Annotated in this window: 16 protein-coding genes; 11 read left to right on the top strand and 5 right to left on the bottom strand. The window is 65.9% G+C overall.

Translation table 11 applies throughout. From position 1 onward, the window contains the following. Positions 1 to 28: 28 nt before the first annotated feature. The gene (locus HUW10_RS08290) at positions 29 to 1156 is read right to left on the bottom strand and encodes an acyltransferase (protein ID WP_174503063.1); all 1128 of its coding nucleotides are present in this window, start codon (positions 1154 to 1156) and stop codon (positions 29 to 31) included. A gap of 194 nt (positions 1157 to 1350) precedes the next feature. Between HUW10_RS08290 and HUW10_RS08285 the strand changes: the two genes are divergently transcribed. The 3 genes from HUW10_RS08285 (at position 1351) to HUW10_RS08275 (ending at position 4273) form a co-directional block, all read left to right on the top strand. Beyond that, positions 1351 to 2205 (top strand): glycoside hydrolase family 16 protein, encoded by an 855-nt coding sequence (locus HUW10_RS08285; RefSeq protein WP_174503062.1) that lies wholly within the window; start codon positions 1351 to 1353, stop codon positions 2203 to 2205. A 116-nt stretch (positions 2206 to 2321) separates the two neighbouring features. Continuing rightward, positions 2322 to 3464 (top strand): acyltransferase, encoded by a 1143-nt coding sequence (locus HUW10_RS08280; protein ID WP_174503061.1) that lies wholly within the window; start codon positions 2322 to 2324, stop codon positions 3462 to 3464. A 113-nt stretch (positions 3465 to 3577) separates the two neighbouring features. Beyond that, positions 3578 to 4273: a VIT family protein gene (locus HUW10_RS08275; RefSeq protein ID WP_174503060.1), complete on the top strand. Its 696-nt coding sequence runs from the start codon at positions 3578 to 3580 to the stop codon at positions 4271 to 4273. Positions 4274 to 4447: 174 nt separating this feature from the next. On the opposite strand, the gene HUW10_RS08270 is transcribed toward HUW10_RS08275, so the two are convergent. Then, on the bottom strand, positions 4448 to 5704 hold the full coding sequence (locus tag HUW10_RS08270) for an adenosylmethionine--8-amino-7-oxononanoate transaminase (protein WP_174503059.1): 1257 nt from the start codon (positions 5702 to 5704) through the stop codon (positions 4448 to 4450). Beyond that, complete coding sequence (gene bioB, locus HUW10_RS08265) at positions 5701 to 6678, bottom strand: biotin synthase BioB (RefSeq protein ID WP_174503058.1); 978 nt, start codon at positions 6676 to 6678, stop codon at positions 5701 to 5703. The genes HUW10_RS08270 and bioB overlap by 4 nt, the downstream gene beginning before the upstream one ends. Positions 6679 to 6765: 87 nt before the next feature. Here bioB and bioF point away from each other — a divergent pair, with 87 nt between their 5' ends. The 6 genes from bioF (at position 6766) to HUW10_RS08235 (ending at position 13570) form a co-directional block, all read left to right on the top strand. Further along, positions 6766 to 7911 carry an 8-amino-7-oxononanoate synthase gene (gene bioF, locus HUW10_RS08260; RefSeq protein WP_174503057.1) on the top strand — a complete coding sequence of 382 codons (1146 nt, stop codon included), beginning with the start codon at positions 6766 to 6768 and terminating at the stop codon, positions 7909 to 7911. Beyond that, entirely contained in the window at positions 7908 to 8579 is a 672-nt protein-coding gene (bioD, locus tag HUW10_RS08255) for a dethiobiotin synthase (RefSeq protein WP_174503056.1), read from the top strand. The genes bioF and bioD overlap by 4 nt, the downstream gene beginning before the upstream one ends. 350 nt (positions 8580 to 8929) lie before the next feature. After that, a complete protein-coding gene (locus tag HUW10_RS08250) occupies positions 8930 to 10051 on the top strand; it encodes an ABC transporter substrate-binding protein (RefSeq protein ID WP_174503055.1) in 1122 nt (373 codons plus the stop codon). A 92-nt stretch (positions 10052 to 10143) separates the two neighbouring features. Further along, positions 10144 to 11028 carry a branched-chain amino acid ABC transporter permease gene (locus HUW10_RS08245; protein ID WP_174503054.1) on the top strand — a complete coding sequence of 295 codons (885 nt, stop codon included), beginning with the start codon at positions 10144 to 10146 and terminating at the stop codon, positions 11026 to 11028. Between the two features lie 33 nt (positions 11029 to 11061). Beyond that, positions 11062 to 12861 carry an ABC transporter permease subunit gene (locus HUW10_RS08240; protein WP_174503053.1) on the top strand — a complete coding sequence of 600 codons (1800 nt, stop codon included), beginning with the start codon at positions 11062 to 11064 and terminating at the stop codon, positions 12859 to 12861. Beyond that, positions 12854 to 13570: an ABC transporter ATP-binding protein gene (locus HUW10_RS08235; protein WP_174504805.1), complete on the top strand. Its 717-nt coding sequence runs from the start codon at positions 12854 to 12856 to the stop codon at positions 13568 to 13570. The genes HUW10_RS08240 and HUW10_RS08235 overlap by 8 nt, the downstream gene beginning before the upstream one ends. A gap of 60 nt (positions 13571 to 13630) precedes the next feature. On the opposite strand, the gene HUW10_RS08230 is transcribed toward HUW10_RS08235, so the two are convergent. Together HUW10_RS08230 and HUW10_RS08225 are read right to left on the bottom strand one after the other, a co-directional pair. After that, positions 13631 to 15142 carry a UxaA family hydrolase gene (locus HUW10_RS08230; RefSeq protein ID WP_174503052.1) on the bottom strand — a complete coding sequence of 504 codons (1512 nt, stop codon included), beginning with the start codon at positions 15140 to 15142 and terminating at the stop codon, positions 13631 to 13633. 100 nt (positions 15143 to 15242) lie between these two features. Then, positions 15243 to 16037, bottom strand: a complete 795-nt coding sequence (locus tag HUW10_RS08225) for a GntR family transcriptional regulator (RefSeq protein ID WP_174503051.1) — start codon at positions 16035 to 16037, stop codon at positions 15243 to 15245. Positions 16038 to 16214: 177 nt separating this feature from the next. Between HUW10_RS08225 and uxuA the strand changes: the two genes are divergently transcribed. Further along, on the top strand, positions 16215 to 17396 hold the full coding sequence (gene uxuA / locus HUW10_RS08220) for a mannonate dehydratase (RefSeq protein WP_174503050.1): 1182 nt from the start codon (positions 16215 to 16217) through the stop codon (positions 17394 to 17396). Continuing rightward, positions 17396 to 18289, top strand: a complete 894-nt coding sequence (locus HUW10_RS08215; protein ID WP_174503049.1) for a sugar kinase — start codon at positions 17396 to 17398, stop codon at positions 18287 to 18289. The genes uxuA and HUW10_RS08215 overlap by 1 nt, the downstream gene beginning before the upstream one ends. The last annotated feature ends 10 nt before the right edge of the window (positions 18290 to 18299 follow it).

The following is an 18299-nucleotide window of genomic DNA, read 5'->3' as shown; positions in this document are numbered from 1 at the left end:
CTTGCCCTTACCCTGTGCCCTGAAACGTTCAGTCGGCTTCTGCCGGCAGGCTGGCACCGCCCCGCCGCGCCTGGCGTTCGAGCCAGGCCGTCTCGACCCTGCGCAGAGCGTGACGCAGATCCAGCGCCGGCTTCTCGATGAAATGCCACGAGATCGCTGCCGCCCCGACGGAGAGCGGCAATGCGATCAGAAGATTGCCTTCCCAGCTGCGCGCTGCGGGCAGGAACTGCCAGCACGCCTGCTGGATCATGAAGCTTGAGAGATAAATACCGTAGGAATAGTCGGCCCCGCCCAGCCATCGCCGCTGCGGGTTCCGAAGCCCGAGATAGACCGTGACATAAGCGGCGGGCAGCGGTGCCAGGAAGTCGCCATAGGGTAAGAAGCCGAGGCAGGAAGCTGCTGCCGCTGTCGCCAGGAGGCAGAGTGGCAACGAATAAGGTACGGTGTCACGATACTGGTAGAGGCTGACCCCCCAGAGCGAACAGGCGATCAGCAGCGCTCCGTTGGGCATGCCCGGCACGGGGACCAGCACCCCGCCATGGCGTGCCAGCGTCGTGACCAGATAGGCCAGGGTGATTCCGACGGCCGCAACCGGCGCGAGGCTCCGCCTGCGGCCAAGTCCCAGCACCGCCAGCCCGGCGACCACGACGTAGCTCGCCACCTCGAAAGGAATGGTCCAGAGCTGGCCATTCACCACCGCTGGCAACGGGTTGTCGATAAAAACGCCCGGCAGCCCGAAATGCACGCTGCCGACGATGTTGAGGAGATAGGTGTAGAGGCCAGGGTTGTGGAAATACTGTCCAAGCGTGTCGCGTGTGGCCAGCGGCCCGAGCACGAAGGCGGCGAGCAGCACCTTGAAGGTCAGGGCCGGCATCACGCGCAATGCCCGCAGCCCGAGAAACAGCCCCGCGGTGTGGCATCGCGCCAGGCTGCCGGCCACGAGGAAGCCGCTGAGCGCGAAAAACGCCGGCAGGATGAATCGCACCAGCGGCCGCAGCGGGCTCAGGAATACCGCCATTTCCGCCCGCATTCCGTGCGATACCGCGGCGACGTGCAGAACCACGACAGACACCGCCAGAGCCAGCCGCAGGTCGTCGAAACCGCTACTGCGTCCGCCGGTTTCCCTCATCCGGCCAGATATCGAGATGGTCTGCACGCTGCGTCCTGTTCATCGCTGTCTGTGGGCGGCTTACCCAATCCGCCGGAAGTGAAATAAATTTAAATTAACAACATCGCAATAAAAATAATGAGATTCCAGGATGTTTTTAATTTTTTTGAACATTTGCCTCGCTGATTGCCATAAGCCGCATATTTTGCCACCAACGGCGGGTGACCGGATCGTCCCTGTTCTTGCGGCCCCGCCGACGGGCCCTGCGCCGCCTGGCGTTAGCGGGGCTTTGCCTCGCCGTTGTGGTCGTCGTCGTGTTGCGCGGCGGTGCGGGCAGGGCAGGGGGCGGCGCGCGGATTGACCTCTCCGCCTATCACGTCACGTTTCTTGACCGCTTCAGGACCCTTAGCCTCTCGGCCCATGGTCCCGGCACGGTATGGAGCGCCCACACGCCCTGGGGCGGCGATTTCGGCGAGGCGGCCTTCGCCGATCCCACCCCGGCGGTCTTCCGGATCACCCCTGAGGGACTCTCCATCATCGCCAGCAAGACGGCGCGGGGGAATTGGCGCTCGGGTCTGATCAGCTCGGCCTATCGGGATAACGATCCGCACGCCGGATTTGCCCAGGAATATGGTTATTTCGAAATGAAGGCAAAGCTGTCGGGCGGAATGGGAACCTGGCCGGCCTTCTGGCTGATCGGCACCGACAAGCGCGACTTCGCCGACGAGATCGACGTTATCGAATATTACGGCGGCTTTCCGCGTTACTTCCATACCACCGAGCATGTCTGGGTGCATGGCGACAACGCTCTGCTGCGCAGCAGGCTGGTCCGGGTTCCCGCCGGCCTGCTCACCTCCCGGTTCAACCGTTTCGGCGTGCTGATCACGCCGCGGACCACAAGCTTCTATCTCAACCGCCGCCGCTTCTGGTCCACCCCGACGCCGCGGCAATACCGCCAGCCAATGTATATGCTGGCCGATCTCGCGCTCGGCGGCGGCTGGCCGATCGACCATCTCACCCCGCCGCTGACCTTGCGCATCCGCCAGATCGAGGTCTGGCAGCGCGACCGGCCGTGGCTTGGCCATCCCAAAGATTAAATTATGCCCCCTCCTGCGGGGTGATGTTGTTGTGTCAAAAAAATTACTTTAAAAAAACAATTAAACATAGAAAATCATTTTTTATACAAACCTGACGCCTGAAAAGCGCTTCGGGATTGAGGAGACCCGTCATTCAGGCCCCGCGCGACATATCGGCCCGCCAGTCCGACCAGACGACGCACTATCTTGTCCTCGACGGTATGCGCGGCATCGCTGCGGTCACCGTGCTGGCCTTCCACATCACCGAATATTTCCGCCTGCCGTTCAAGCCCGTCCATGGTTATCTCGCGGTCGATTTCTTCTTCATGCTCAGCGGCTTCGTCATCGCTCATGCCTATGACCGGCAATTGCGCGGCGGCATGGGTTTTCCGGGTTTCCTGCGCTTGCGGCTGATTCGGCTCTATCCTCTTGCAGGGCTTGGCGTGCTGCTCGGCACCGCCGGCTATCTCGTTGCCGCCAGCGCTCCCGGTGGCCCCGATGCCGGAGCTGTCCTGCAGGCGACCCTGGCAAACGCTCTGCTGTTGCCCACCCGGTCCCTGCTTGGTTTTCGCCCCTGGGCTTTCCCGCTCGACACGCCACTCTGGTCGCTCTCGATCGAGTTGCTGATCAACATCCTCTACGCTCTGTGCTTCCGCTGGCTCACCCGTGCGAGCCTTCTCGCCACATGCGTTTTCGGCGCCGTGCTGATGGGCGCCACCGCCTTGCATTATCACGGGCTGAACGCGGGCTATCGCTGGATCGACCTCTGGGCTGCCGCTGCGCGGGTTGTCTTTCCCTTCACCGCGGGCCTGCTGATGCGCCGTGCGCTGCGGCCATCAATGGCCGCCGCGCCGGGGCGCCTTGCCCGGCGGGGGGCCGCGCACGCCACGGTGCCGCTACTTCTCCTGCTCCTCGCCGCGCCGTTGCCGATGGAGGCCTGGTTCGATATCGCGGCAGTATTGCTTGCCTTTCCTGCCCTCGTCGCCGCTGGCGCGCTCGCGACGCCCAGCCGCCGCCTCGATCCGATCTGGAAATGGCTCGGTGCGCTTTCCTATCCGCTCTATGTGCTGCACTACCCGCTGGTTGCCGGCCTCGCCAACCTCACGAAACACCACCTGCACCGCTTTGCTCCCGAGATGGCGCTGTTTGCGGCACTGGCCTCGATCGGCCTCGCCTGGGCCGCGGGCCGTTTCTACGACGTGCCGCTCCGCCGCTGGCTCACCGGCGCCGGCCGCACAACCGCCCGATTGCCTGCCGCCGTGCCGCCGGGGACTGGCTGAACGGCTGCCGCACCCCATCCGCTTCCAATCCTGCGGCGAACGGCGCTATCCTGCCGGAAAGCTGCGCCGTCGCCCGGGCCATGCCTCTGTGCCCGCAAGGCCAAGGAGCCAAAATGCATCTTCCTCATCCGGAATTCCATCTCCTCGGCCGCACCGGCTGGCTCCGCGCCGCGGTGCTCGGCGCCAATGACGGCATTATTTCCACCGCCAGCCTCATCCTCGGCGTGATTTCGGCCAGCGGGGTGCGGCACGATGCGCTGGTCGCCGGCGTCGCCGGGCTGGTTGCCGGCGCCATGGCGATGGCCGCCGGCGAATACGTTTCCGTCAGTTCCCAGGCCGATACCGAGGCTGCCGCGCTTGCCAAGGAGCGCGCCGAACTTGCCGAGAGCCCCGCGTCCGAACGCGCCGAACTCGCCGCAATCTATGTTGCGCGCGGCCTCGACCCCGATCTCGCGGGAGCTGTGGCCACCCAGCTCATGGCCCATGACGCGCTTGGCGCCCATGCCCGCGACGAACTCGGCCTGACCGAGTTCACTGCCGCCAATCCGATCCAGGCGGCACTCGCCTCGGCTGCGACCTTCGCAGTCGGCGCGGCCGCCCCGCTCATCCTTGCCGCGACCTTGCCGAAGCCGGTGCTCTCAGCCGGAATCGGCCTCGGCGCCCTCGTTTTCCTCGCCGTGCTCGGGGCCGTCGGTGGCCGTGCCGGCGGCGCACCGATGGTCAAACCGGCCTTGCGCGTCGCCTTCTGGGGGGCTCTTGCCATGGTTGCCACCACGCTGATCGGTCATCTGTTTGGCGCGACGGTATAGAGCACGTTCCGATCCTCTCGGATCGGATGTCGTGCTCTATCTTTTTGATAAATAAAGCATCTTTATCCGATCAGATGACTCCATCTGATCGGATGATGCTCCAGACGCCTCGATGCTGCCTGCGCTCCGTCGCCGTTCGTTGTGCCGGATGGCGCACCGCGCGGAGCCGGAAAATTACGTCTCGGCCAGAACGTCCCTGATCGCCCCGGTCAGGTGTGCCAATTCGTCCTGAGCGATGGTCAGCGCCGGGGTGAGATAGACGATATCGCGGAACGGCCTGATCCACGCCCCACGCGCGACGAACCGCTCCCGCAATCCCGCGGGATTCATGCCCCGCTCCAGTTGCACCACGCCGATCGCCCCCTTCATCCGCACATCGACCACGCCCGGCAGGCCCCGGCACGGTTCCAGCCCCTCGCGCAGCCAGGTCTCGATCCGTCTGGCCTGTCCCAGCCGGTCCTCGGCTTCGAACAAGTCGAGCGAGGCATTTGCCGCCGCACAGCCGAGCGGATTGGCCATGAAGGTTGGCCCGTGCATCAGCGCCTTCATCGGGTCCTCGCCGAGAAACGCCTCATAGAGGTCGCGGTGCACCACGGTTGCCGCCAGCGGCGAGGTGCCGCCGGTCAGCGCCTTCGACAGCGTGACGATATCCGGCACGACGCCGGCCTGCTCGAAGGAGAACATCGTTCCCGTCCGCCCGAACCCGGTGAAGATTTCGTCGAAGATCAGCGTCAGCCCATGCCGGTCCGCTGCCGCCCGCAACCGCCGCAGCACGGCTTCGTCGTGAAACACCATGCCGCCCGCCCCCTGCACCAGCGGCTCGACGATGATGCCCGCAAGCTCCCCGGCGTGCCGCTCCAGCAGCGTCGCAAACGTTGCCTCCGACGCCGCATCCCGGGGCAGGGGCGCGATCACATGCTCCTGCAGCAGCCCGGCGAACAGCGCGTGCATCCCTTCCTCCGGGTCGCACACCGCCATCGTCGCCAGCGTGTCGCCATGATACCCGTCGCGGAAGGCAAGGAATTTGTGCCGCCCGCGCTCGCCGCGGTTGAGCCGGGCCTGCACCGCGACCTTCATCGCCACCTCCACCGCGACCGAGCCGGAATCGGTGAAGAACACCCGCTCCAGCCCGTCCGGCATCATCCCGGCCAGCCGCGTCGCCAGCCGATAGCCCGGCTCATGCGCCAGCCCGCCGAACATCACATGCGGCATCGCCTCAAGCTGGGCCGCCACCGCCGCGCGGATATGCGGATGATTGTACCCATGGCACGCCGTCCACCAGGAGGCGACGCCATCGATCAGCACCCGCCCGTCGGCCAGATGGATCCTTGATCCCTCCGTCCGCACCGCCGGCAGCGGCAATGGCGCGGTCTGCATCTGCGCATAGGGCAGCCAGACATGACGCCAGCCGCGCTCCAGCCACTCGCTCACGAAAGCTTCGTCATCCCGAGCCTGTCGAACAGCGCATTGTCGCGCGCGACCGCGGGGTTTGCCGTGGTCAGCAGCGTGTCGCCATAGAAAATCGAGTTCGCCCCGGCGAGGAAACACAGCGCCTGCGCCTCGTCGCTCAGCGCCTCCCGCCCGGCCGACAGCCGCACCCAGGATTTCGGCATGGAAATTCGCGCCGCCGCGATGGTGCGGACGAAATCGATCGGGTCGATCGGCGCGCGCTCGCCGAGCTTCGTGCCCGTCACCGCGACCAGCGCGTTGATCGGCACGCTCTCCGGCGGCGGATCGAGATCGGCGAGCGTCGCCAGCAGCCCGGCGCGGTCGTCGAGATCCTCGCCCATCCCGATGATCCCGCCGCAGCAGACATTGATGCCGGCATCCCGCACCGCCGCCAGCGTGTCCAGCCGGTCCTGGTAGGTGCGGGTGGTGATGATGCTGCCGTAGAATTCCGGCGAGGTGTCGAGATTGTGGTTGTAATAGTCGAGCCCGGCCGATTTCAGCCGCGCTGCCTGGTCCGGCCGCAGCATCCCGAGGGTGACGCAGGTTTCCATCCCCAGCGCCTTCACCCCCTCGACCATCGCCGCCACCCGGTCGAGATCGTGATCCTTGGGCGAGCGCCATGCGGCTCCCATGCAGAAGCGCTGCGCCCCGGCCTCCTTCGCCCGCCGTGCTGCCTCCAGCACCGGGGTGATGTCCATCAGCTTCGAGGCCGGAACTCCCGCGTCGAATTCGGCACTTTGCGGGCAGTAGCCGCAATCCTCCGGGCAGCCGCCGGTCTTGATCGAGAGCAGGGTGGAAATCTGCACCTGGGTCGGGTCGAAATGCTGGCGGTGCACCGTCTGCGCCTGGAAGATCAGCTCGGGCAGCGGCAGCGCCAGCAGGGCGGCGATGCGCGCCCGCGTCGGGGATGGCATGGCGGCAGAGGCAGCAGTGGAAGACTCGAGTGCGATGGACATGGCAAGCTCCGATTTGCCCCAAGGGGTCGAACCGGTGATAAACGCTGCATCCGCGTTCGTGAAGCTTTTGCGGCAGATTGAGACAGGATGACCACGCTCGACCAGTTCGCGACCGACAAGCTCGCCCGCCTTGAGGCCGGCGCCCTGCGACGTCGCCTGCGCCCGACCGCCCGCGCCGCTGGCGCGACGCTGGAGCGCGACGGGCGGCGGCTGATCTCGTTCTCCTGCAACGACTATCTCAACCTCTCCACCCACCCGGCGGTGATCGACGCCGCGATCGACGCTGCCCGACGCTACGGCGCCGGCGCCGGCGCTTCCCGCCTCGTCACCGGCGACCATCCGCTCTACCGCACGCTCGAGGCGCGCCTCGCCGCGCTGAAACAGACCGAAGACGCCGTGGTCTTCGGCTCGGGTTTCCTCGCCAATACCGGGATCATCCCGGCGCTGATGGCGCGGGAGGATGCGTTCTTCGTCGATGCACTTGCCCATGCCTGCATCTGGGCCGGCGCCCGCCTGTCCGGCGCTGCGCTGCACGTTTTCCGCCACAACGACCTCGTCCATCTCGCCGAACTCCTCGCCGCCCATCGCCCGGCCGCCCGCCACGCGATGGTGGCGACCGATGGCGTGTTCTCGATGGATGGCGACCTCGCGCCGGTGGGCGAGATGCTCGCCTTGGCAAAGGCGCACGACGCCTGGCTGATGACGGACGACGCGCATGGCATCGGCGTTATCAATGCCGGACGCGGGGCGGCGCACGGCCACGACGTGCCGTTGCAGATGGGCACGCTGTCCAAGGCGGTGGGCAGTTATGGCGGCTATCTCTGCGCCTCGCATGTCGTGTGCGAGCTGATCCGCAACCGTGCCCGCAGCTTCGTCTACACCACCGGCCTGCCGCCGGCGGTGGTCGGCGCCTCGATCGCGGCCCTCGACCTGATCGCGACCGATCCCGCAATGTGCGCCGCCCCGCTCGCCCATGCCCGCCGCTTCTGTGCGGCACTCGGCCTCGAACCGGCTGAAAGCCCGATCGTGCCGCTTCTGCTCGGTACCGCCGAGCGCGCCCTTGCTTCCCAGGAGATACTGGAGGAGGCGGGCTATCTCGTCGCCGCGATCCGCCCGCCCACCGTGCCCGAGGGTACGGCGCGGCTCCGCTTCGCCTTCGCAGCCGATCATCTGCCCGAGGACATCGATCGTCTGGCCGAACTCGTCCGAACCAGGATCATGGGGAAAGCATGAGCGATTTCTTCATCACCGCCTCCGGTACCGAGATCGGCAAGACACATGTCGCCGCCGGCATGATCCGCCACTGGCGGGCGGGCGGCGTCCCTGCGCGAGCGCTCAAGCCGGTCGCCAGTGGCTATGACCCAGTCCTCGCGGCAGAGAGCGATGCCGGCATCCTGCTACGGGCGATGGGCAAGGCGGTGGTCACCGACGATGACGTTGCCGCCATCTGTCCCTGGCGGTTTCCCGATCCGATCTCGCCCGACATGGCGGCGGCGCGATGCGGCCGGCGCATTCCCTTCGACGAGCTTGTGGCTTTCTGCAAGGCCGCGCTGGCCGAGGCCGAGGCCCCGCTGCTGGTCGAGGGTGTCGGTGGCGCGATGGTGCCGCTGGATGAAACCCATACGGTGCGCGACTGGATTGCGGCACTCGGCCTTGAGGTGGTGCTGGTCGCCGGCGGCTATCTTGGCGCGATCAGCCATACGCTCTGCACCGTCGAGGCCCTGCGCGCGCGCGCGATCCCGATTGCCGCGATTGTCATCAACCCGATGGACCCGTTGCCCGTGCCGGTCGGGCAGACGCGGGAGACACTGTTGCGCCACCTTGGCAAAGGCGCGCCGCCGGTCCTGGTGGGTTCGACGCCGGACTGGCTTGCCTGGGTCAACGATGCTGCAAGGCGCTAGCATATTGATAAACACAGCGTCCTTATCCGATCAGATGACCCAATCCGATCGGATGATGCTCTACGATATCGTGCTCCTCATGCGCGTGTTGACACCCCAAAAAATCCTATATACCGGTTATCAATAATCTGCGTGGGGAGGTCGACCGATGCACGCGTTTTTGCCGGGTTGCCTGGGCAAGCGGCCATATGTTGCGGCGCCAAATTTCCCCACACTCTCCGAAACGCCGCATATCCCGCAACAGCCATACGCAATACAGCGCCGACCTTGTCGGCTGTGTGCCACGAGGCTGGCGTGCCGGGGAGCGGAATAGAGCCTCCAATCAAATAAAATCCAGGGAGATGAAACAAATGATCGGAAAATTACTTGGCGGCGCGGGCATGATTGCCCTTCTGTGCGGTACGGGCGTGGCTCACGCCGCATCCGGCACGATCGAGATCGGCATGATCGCCGATCTGACCGGCCCCGCCGCGCTCAGTGGCCAGCACAAGGTTGACGGCGCGAAGCTCGCTGTCGACGAAATCAACGCGCATGGCGGCATCGCCGGCAAGAAGATCAAGCTGATCGTCGAGGACGATCGCGGGCAGAACCAGGCCGGTGTCTCCGCCTATCAGAAGCTGGCCGCGAATCAGAACATCGTCGCCATCATCGGCTCGATCCGCAGCACGATCGTGCAGGCGACACTGCCCTATGTCGCGCGCTACAAGATCCCCACCATGATCGGCGGTACCGACCCGAAGCTGACGCATGTCGGCAACCAGTGGGTGTTCCGTTTCCGGCCGAACGACACCTATGCATCGGCAACGATGGTCCAGTATGCGGTAAAGACGATGGGCAGCAAGAACGTCGCCGTTCTTTACGATACCGACGCTTTCGGCGCGGCCGGGAATGGGCTGCTCAAGGCGGCGCTGGTAAAGAACGGCGCCAAGGTTGTCAGCGATCAGGGCTATACGACCGCGACGCGGGATTACACGTCGTTTCTGGAGAAGGTCAAAAGTTCCGGCGCCGACACGCTCGCAACCTACATGACTAATTCCGAGGACGAGGCGCAGATGCTCAAGCAGCTGCGCCAGCTGGGTCTCAAGGTGAAGATCATCGGCTCGACCTCGATCGCGACCTCGGTCTGTATCCAGCTTGCTGGTCCCGCGGTCGACAATACCTATGGCGTCTCCGATTTCGTGGCTGATGGCAACGATGCGGCGAAGGCATTCACGAAACGTTATGTTGCAAAATACAACAGCCAGCCCGACGTGTTCGGCGGGTGGGTCTATGACGCGATGAACGTTCTCAGCCAGGTCATTGCGAAGGATGGTACCGCGCCGGCCGCGATCCAGAAGGGCATTCGCGCGGTGAAGGGCTATAACGGCGTCGAGGGCACCTACAATTTCGACACGAACGGCGATGGGCTGCATGGCTATTGGGTGGTCAAGATCCAGCATCGGAAGGTGATCCCGATCAAATATGTCGGCTGATTGCCGCGTGCCGTCCGGGCAACGAGCCTGCCCGGACGGCGCCTGGCGTGATCCTGAGTGAATGAAAACCAGCTGACCGGGATATCGTCTGCGTGTTCTCCGAATTCATCCAGCTGACCATCGCGGGACTCGCGGTCGGCAGCATCTATGCGCTGATCGCGCTTGGCTTCGTGCTGATCTATACCTCGGTCAATGTGGTGAATTTCGCCCAGGGCGATTTCGCGATGATCGGCGCCTATTTCATGGTCAGCCTTGTCGTCGTGCTGCATCTGCCGTGGTGGCTCGCGCTGCTGCTCGCGGTCGCCGCAACCGGTCTGGTCGGCGCGCTGTTCCAGTTGCTCATCTTCCAGCCGGTCCGCAACCGGCCGCGCAACTTCCTGCCGGTGATGATCGCAACCGTCGGCGCCTCGGTCTTTCTCGAACAGGCCTTCCTGCTGATCTACGGGCCGATCCCGTATCAGCTGCCGCCGATCTTCAAGGCTGAATCGGTCGCGGTGCTCGGCGTGCATGTCTATCCGCAATATATCGTCATCATCGTCGTCACCGCCGCGATGGTCGCGCTGCTGAACTGGTTTCTTGAACGGACCAAGCTCGGCAAGCAGTTGCAGGCCACGGCGCAGGACCCGGATACGGCGCGGCTGATGGGAATTCGCGTCGCCTGGATGGCGGCGCTGACATTCGCGATCAGCACCGCGCTGGGTGGGCTGGCGGGATTGCTGATCGCGCCCGTCTATACGGTGACGGCGACAATGGGATCGAGCATCGCGCTGAAGGCATTCGCCGCGGCGATCGTCGGCGGGTTCGGCAGCATGAAGGGTGCGATCGTCGGCGGGCTCGGCATCGGGCTGATCGAGACCTATGGGGCGACGTATATTTCGGGATCATATCGCGATGCGTTTCCGTTCATCGTGCTGATCCTGTTCCTGATCTTCCGGCCATACGGGCTGTTCGGTGAAAAAATCTCGCAGAAGGTCTGACCGGCGCGCCGGCGGCTTCAGGGAAACGACAACATGATCAGGTCGATTGCCAAGTTCCTGCCCTTCATCGCACTGCTGGTGCTGATCCCGTTCCTGCTGCCAGGCGGGCGGCTCGGGTCCTATTATCTGACGTTGCTGATCCTCTCGCTGTCCTATGCCGTCGCGGCGCTCGGGCTGACCGTGCTGCTCGGCTATTCGGGGCAGATCTCGCTGGCGCAGGCGGCGTTTTTCGGCATTGGCGCCTATACGTTCTCGATCCTCGCGGTGAACCATCACGTCGGTTACTGGAGTGCTGCGCTGGCGGCGGTGGTGGTGACAACGGGCTTCGGCCTGTTCCTCGGTGCGATCTCGCTCAGGCTCGCTAGCCATTATCTCGCGCTGGTGACGATCGGCTTTCAGATCATCACCGAACTCGTGCTGAACAACTGGAACGCGGTGACCGACGGTGCCGACGGGATTTCCAACATCCCCCGGCCGAGCCTGTTCGGCTACGCGATCACCAGCGATCACGGATTCTACTTCGTCTCTGTCGCGGTGCTGGTGCTGGCGAGCTATGTCGTGTTTCGCCTCCGCCACTCGCGGCTGGGGGGCGCGCTGTTCGCGCTGCGCGAGGACGAGATCGCGGCATCGGCGAACGGGATCAGCCTGTTCCGGACCAAGGTTCTCGCCTTCGCCGTCTCGGCCGCACTCGCCGCGATGGGCGGGATTCTCTATGCCTCGGGCTCGCTCTATATCAGCCCGAACGTGTTCAATTTCTACCAGTCGGTCTCGTTCTTCGCGATGGCGCTGGTGGGCGGACAGGCGTCGATCGTCGGCACCACGCTGGGCGCGGGGCTGATCACCTTCCTGCCGGAAGTGCTGCGCTTCCTGCATGCCTATTACATCGCGGTCTATGGCGTGCTTGTCGTCATTGTCGTGCTGTTCATGCCGGAAGGGCTGTACGGCTTGCTGTTGCGCGGCGTCGGCGCGGTGGCGACGCTGATATCGGGCCGGCGACGCGCAGACGAGGGAGAGGTCGTGTCTCTCGAGGCCGGCGCCATACCCGAGCGGCCAGTGGCCTCGGACCGGCCACTTCTGGAAATTCGTGATCTGGCCAAGCATTTCGGCGGCATCAAGGCGGTGAATGGCGTGTCGCTGACGGTGAACCGTGGCGATGTCGCCGTGCTGATCGGGCCGAACGGCTCGGGCAAGACAACCGTGCTGAACGTGCTGAGCGGGATCTATACGGCGACGGCGGGATCGATCGTCTATGACGGCAATGCGATCACCAATCTCGGCCCGACGCGGATCAACCGCCTCGGTATTTCCCGCACCTTCCAGAACATCCGCCTGTTCCCCGAACTCACCGCGTTGGAGAATGTGGCGGTCGGTTATTATCGGCGGGGCACGGTCGGGCTTGCGGGCGCCCTGCTCTCGCGGCCGCGCGGCTATCGCGAGGAACGCGAGGCGATGGAAAAGGCGAGGGAGACCCTGCGCTTCCTCGGCTTCGCCAGGCTCGATGTGAAGGCGAAGAACCTGCCATACGGACAGCAGCGCATCGTCGAGATCGCGCGGGCCATCGTTTCCGGCCCCGAGCTTCTGCTGCTCGACGAGCCGGCGGCGGGGATGAACCACGAGGAAACCGAGATGCTGTCGCAGATCCTCTACCGGATCCATGCGTTGGGGGTGACCATGCTGCTGATCGAGCACGACATGAGCTTCGTCTCCAGCGTGGCGACACGTGCCTATGTGATGGATTTCGGCCAGAAGATCAGCGAGGGATCGGTGAAGCAGGTGCTGTCGGATCCTGCGGTGATGAAGGCGTATCTGGGTGACGATGTCGAATATGCTTGAGGTCAGCAACATCCAGTCGCGCTACGGGCAGGTGACCGCCCTGCACGATATCAGCCTCGAGGTGCGGGCAGGCGAGGTCGTCGCCCTGCTCGGCGTGAACGGCGCCGGCAAGTCGACCACGCTCAAGACGATTTCCGGTCTGCTGCACCCGACGCGCGGCGAAATCCGTTTCGAGGGCGAGAGGATCGACCGGATGGCGCCCGAGGCGATCGTCCGCCGCGGCATCGCCCATGTGCCGGAAGGGCGGCATGTGTTCCCGGGGCTCACGGTGCGCGAGAACCTGATCATGGGCACCTCGAACCGGAAGGTGTCGCGCGCCGAAACCGAGCGGGATATCGAGGGGATTCTCGAAATCTTCCCCGATCTGAAGCGGCTTTACACGCAGATGGGCTGGTCGCTCAGCGGCGGGCAGCAGCAGATGCTGGCGATCGGGCGCGGACTGATGGCGAAGCCGCGCCTGCTGATGCTGGACGAGCCCTCGCTCGGCCTTGCGCCGGTGATCGTCAAGCAGGTGTTCGCGACGATTGAGCGGATCAACGCCCAGGGCATGACGGTGCTACTCGTCGAGCAGAACGTCAATCTCAGCCTGAAGGTCGCGCACCGCGCCTATCTGCTGGAAACCGGGCGGATCGTGCGGGCGGATACAACCGAGGCGCTGCGCGCGGATGAGGGATTCCGCGCGGCGATGCTGGGTGCCGGCGCCCACTGATGCCGGCGTCATGGTCACATGAGGTTTTATCTGGCGGTCACATGACGATTTATCTCGCGGTCACATGACCGCGCCAACCTGCCAGGGCACGAATTCATTGTCGCCATAGCCCAGCAGTTCGGATTTCGTGCGCGCGCCGGAGGCGACGTCGAGCAGGTGGCGGAAGATTTCCTCGCCCTTCTGCGCGATCGTCGTGCCGGAGAGGATGTCGCCGCAATCGATGTCCATGTCGGTTTCCATGCGGCGGTAGAGATCGCTGTTGGTGGCGAGCTTGATCGAGGGCACCGGCTTGCAGCCAAAGGCCGAGCCGCGGCCGGTGGTGAAGCAGAGGATGTTGGCGCCGCCGGCGACCTGGCCAGTGACCGAGACGGGGTCGTAGCCCGGCGTGTCCATGAAGACGAAGCCGCGCGCGGTGACCGGCTCGGCATAGCGGTAGACGGCGGTGAGCGGCGTGGTGCCCCCCTTGGCGACGGCGCCGAGGGATTTTTCGAGAATGGTGGTCAGCCCGCCGGCCTTGTTGCCGGGCGAGGGGTTGTTGTTCATCTGCCCGCCGGTGCGGGCGAGATAGTCGCGCCACCAGTCGATCCGCGCCAGCAGGTCGTCGGCGACACGGCGGCTCGCGGCGCGATGCACGAGAAGATGCTCGGCGCCATAGATTTCCGGCGTCTCCGACAGGATCGCGGTGCCGCCGTGGCGCACCAGGATATCCGCCGCCTCGCCGAGTGCCGGGTTGGCGGTCAGGCCGGAATAGGCGTCCGACCCCCCGCATTGCAGGGCGAGGACGAGATGCGACGCGGGCAGGGGCTCGCGCCGCGCGGCGTCCGCACGGGGCAGGATCTCGCGCAGCGCGGCAAGCCCGGCCTCGATCGTCGCGGGCGTGCCGCCGGAGTCCTGGATCGTCATCCAGTGAAAGCGGGGATCGTCCTTCAGCCCGTAGCGGGCGGTCATCCGCGCGATCTGCAGCACCTCGCAGCCGAGGCCGATGAACAGCACGCCAGCCACGTTCGGGTTGCAGGCCGCCCCCCAGAGCGTGCGTTCGAGCAGTTCGTAGCCCTCGCCATCGGCCGCCATGCCGCAGCCGGTGCCGTGGGTGAGCGGGACGATGCCATCGACATTCGCAAACCCTTCGAGCAGGCCGCTCCGCTCCGCCCGCAGCGCGATCTGCCGGGCAACGGTCGCCGCACAGTTCACCGAACTCAGGATGGCGATGTAGTTGCGTGTGCCGACCTGGCCGTTGGCGCGGCGGAAGCCCATGAACGTCGCCGGTGCGGCGACGGGGGCGACCGGTGTCACCTCGCCGAGCGTGTAGTCGCGCGCGAATTCGTGAACCTCGACATTGTGTTCGTGCACCCAGGCGCCGGGTGCGATGGTCTCTTTCGCGAAGCCGATGATCTGGCCGAACTTGCGCACCGGTGCGCCGGCCTCGATCGGTGCGGCGGCGATCTTGTGACCGCGGGGAATTCGTGCCGAGGTCACCAGGCCTTCGGCGACGCCGGTGCCGGAGGCGATCGGCTCGATCGCCACAAGAACATTGTCGGCGTCGTTCAGGCGCACGGTGGTGGGGGTGTTCATGGGTCTGGTTCCGCTTCTCGCCCTGTGCCGGGCGGTGGTCCGCCCCGCTTCATTGAAAGATACTGGTCGATATGTATTTTTCCGATAAACGGCAAATTGGTCAAGCGCCAGCCGGCCGCCCCGCGCGCTGCGCGACCTCGCCGGCATCGGGCGAGAAATAGTCGCGCCGCTCGGCGATCAGCAGGCGCACGGTTTCGAACACCCTGTCGAGATGTGTCTGCATCGCGGCGGCGGCGCGCTCGGGATCGCGCTGCATCAGGCCGTCGAAGATTGCCTGGTGTTCAGCGAGTACGGTTTCGGCGTGGTTGGGACGTGGAAAACCGAGCCTGCGGATACGGTCGAGCTGCGCCTTGGCGCCGTTGATGATGCGCCAGACCGTGGACGAGGCGCCGCATTCGCTGATGAGACGGTGGAACTCCTCGTCCAGCAGATAGAACCCATCGAAATCGCGGGTTGCGGATGCCTTGTGCTGAGCTTCCATGTTCGCGGCCAGCGCGCGTTCGGTGGCAAGGTTCATGCGCGATGCCGCGAGCCGAACGACGCGCATCTCCAGCGCGTCGCGCACCAGCTGGCCGTCGAACGCGTCCTGGATATGGATGGGTGCGACGCTGGTGCCCAAATTCGGTATCACGGTGACCAGGTTTTCCGCTGCGAGCTGCAGGATCGCCTCGCGCAGCGGGGTGCGCGAGATGCCCAGTCGGGCGCAAATTTCGCGCTCGTTGATCGCTGCTCCTGGTGGCAGCTTGAGCTGGACGATGCCGTTGCGGATGAGCGTATAGATCTGCGCTGTCTTGCCGAATGCGGGGTCGAGCCGCTCCGTGGCAAGCGAAGCGAGGAAAGGATCTTCCGTTCCATTCCCGGTGCATCCGGCTTCCTGTTTGCGTGGACGCGGCATTTGTCTTCTTTGTCCGGTGTACTTTTCCGGTCAAGTTGGCGCCGGCCCGCGCAACTGCCAGGGGCACTTTCCGATCCTGTCGGATCGGATAAAGATGGACAGGGGTCATGATCGGATCGGGTGGCGGTGTGCCGCATGTTTCCGCGTCCCCGTCAGACAAGGGGGAGGGGCAGGAGGATGGAAGAAACCTGGCGCTGGTTCGGACCGGAAGATCCGATCCCCCTCGATCATGTCCGTCAGGCGGGGGCGACCGGCATAGTGACCGCGCTGCACGATATTCCGCCCGGCGAGCCCTGGCCGGTTGCCGCGGTGCAGGCACGGCGCGACGCGATCGAGGCCGCGGGACTACGCTGGAGCGTGTGCGAGTCGATCCCGGTGCCGACCGGCATCAAGTGCCGGGACCATCACTGGCAGCACCTCGTCGGGGCGTGGAAGGACTCGCTCGTTGCCGTGGCGCGCGCGGGGGTGGGCGTGATCTGCTACAATTTCATGCCGGTGATCGACTGGACGCGCACCGAGCTTGCCCATGAAATGCCGGACGGGGCCAAGGCGCTGCGCTTCGATATGGTGGATTTCATCGGCTACGACGCCTTCGTGCTGCGCCGCGCCGGGGCGGCGGAGGACTATCCGGCGCCGATGGTCGCGCAGGCCGAGGCGCGGATCGCGGCCCGCGACGCGGCGGCGCTGGCGCGGCTGGAGCGGACCATCATCGCCGGCCTGCCGGGCGGGGCGGGGGCGCAGACGCGGGAGACCATCGCCGCCGAGATCGCACGCTTCGACGGGCTGGACGATGCGGCGGTGCGAGCCAACCTGCACGATTTCCTGCGCGAGGTGGTGCCGGTGGCGGAAGAACTCGGCGTGCGGCTTGCGATCCACCCCGACGATCCGCCGGTGAAGCTGTTCGGCCTGCCGCGGGTGGTCTCGACGCTGGAGGATCTGGCGACGCTGTTCCAGGCAGTGCCCTCGCGGGCGAACGGGCTGACGCTCTGCGCCGGGTCGCTCGGGTCGCGTGCGGATAACGACGTGCTGGCGATCGCCGAGACGTTCCGAAGTCGCATCCATTTTGCTCATCTGCGCAACGTGGCACTGGACCCTGACGGGTCCTTCGTCGAGGCGCCGCATCTCGACGGGCGGACCGACATGGTGGCCCTGCTCGCCCTGCTGCTGCGCGAGGAACGCGAGGCGGCGGTGGCGGGGCGGCGGTCGTCGATCCCGCTGCGGCCCGACCACGGACATCTGCTCGCGGCGGATGCGGCGCGGCGGGTCAATCCCGGCTATTCCTATATCGGCCGGCTGCGCGGGCTGGCGGAATTGCGCGGCGTGATCCGCGCGCTCGAAGCCACGGGACGGGCTGCCTGATGTTCGTCGCCATCGGGGAATGCCTCGCGGAATTCGCGCCCAGCGAGGCGGGCGGATACGCGCTCGGCTTCGCGGGCGATACGTTCAATGCCGCCTGGGCGGCGCAGGTGCGGCTGCGCGGGGCGCTGAAGATGCGCTACGTGACCGCGATCGGGACCGACTGGATGTCGGATGCGATGCGCGCGCGGATCGAGGCGGCCGGGATCGATGCCGGCTTCGTGCGGCGGGTCGAGGGTGCTTCGGTCGGGCTATACGTGATCCGGGTTGAGGCGGGCGAGCGCTCCTTCGCCTATTGGCGCCGGCAGTCGGCGGCGACGCATCTGGCCGACGATCCCTATTTCCTCGCCCGGGCGCTGGCGGGCGCGCGGCTTGTGCTGGTCTCCGGCATCACCCTGGCCATCCTGCCGCCGGCGGGACGGGCAGCCCTGCTCGATGCCATCGGCGCGGTGCGGGCGGCGGGGGCCGAGATCGCCTTCGATACCAATTACCGCCCGGCGCTGTGGCGCGACGCCGACGAGGCGCGGGAGACCGTCCGGCGCGTGCTGCCGCTGGTGGATATCGCGCTGCCGACCTTCGAGGACGAGGCCGCCCTGTTCGGCGACGCGGCGCCGGCGGCGACGGTCGCGCGGCTGGCGGCGGCAGGGGTGCGGGATGTCGTCGTCAAGAACGGCACGGCGGCGACGCTGGGGCGCTTTGGCGCGGAGCGCTTCGAGGTGGTGCCGCGCGAGGTGGTGATGCCGGTGGATTCGACTGGCGCGGGCGATGCGTTCAACGGCACTTTCCTTGCCTGCCGGATGCAGGGCATGACGCCAGCCTCTGCCGTGGCGGCGGCGCAGGCGGTGGCGGCGCGGGCGGTGCTGACGCGCGGCGCGCTGATCGCCGACGAGGGGTGAGCCGCGCTTA

This window comes from Acidiphilium sp. C61, from assembly GCF_905116885.1.
GTDB lineage: Bacteria > Pseudomonadota > Alphaproteobacteria > Acetobacterales > Acetobacteraceae > Acidiphilium.
Note: the sequence above shows the minus strand (reverse complement) of the source record. Positions and strands in the feature narration are given on the sequence as shown.

Bases quoted from the DNA above. Each gene is read 5' to 3' on its own strand.
- HUW10_RS08275 (WP_174503060.1), top strand. From the start codon at position 3,578: ATGCATCTTCCTCATCCGGAATTCCATCTCCTCGGCCGCACCGGCTGG.
- bioB (WP_174503058.1), bottom strand. From the start codon at position 6,678: ATGTCCATCGCACTCGAGTCTTCCACTGCTGCCTCTGCCGCCATGCCA.
- bioF (WP_174503057.1), top strand. From the start codon at position 6,766: ATGACCACGCTCGACCAGTTCGCGACCGACAAGCTCGCCCGCCTTGAG.
- bioD (WP_174503056.1), top strand. From the start codon at position 7,908: ATGAGCGATTTCTTCATCACCGCCTCCGGTACCGAGATCGGCAAGACA.
- HUW10_RS08250 (WP_174503055.1), top strand. From the start codon at position 8,930: ATGATCGGAAAATTACTTGGCGGCGCGGGCATGATTGCCCTTCTGTGC.
- HUW10_RS08240 (WP_174503053.1), top strand. From the start codon at position 11,062: ATGATCAGGTCGATTGCCAAGTTCCTGCCCTTCATCGCACTGCTGGTG.
- HUW10_RS08235 (WP_174504805.1), top strand. From the start codon at position 12,854: ATGCTTGAGGTCAGCAACATCCAGTCGCGCTACGGGCAGGTGACCGCC.
- HUW10_RS08230 (WP_174503052.1), bottom strand. From the start codon at position 15,142: ATGAACACCCCCACCACCGTGCGCCTGAACGACGCCGACAATGTTCTT.
- HUW10_RS08225 (WP_174503051.1), bottom strand. From the start codon at position 16,037: ATGCCGCGTCCACGCAAACAGGAAGCCGGATGCACCGGGAATGGAACG.
- uxuA (WP_174503050.1), top strand. From the start codon at position 16,215: ATGGAAGAAACCTGGCGCTGGTTCGGACCGGAAGATCCGATCCCCCTC.
- HUW10_RS08215 (WP_174503049.1), top strand. From the start codon at position 17,396: ATGTTCGTCGCCATCGGGGAATGCCTCGCGGAATTCGCGCCCAGCGAG.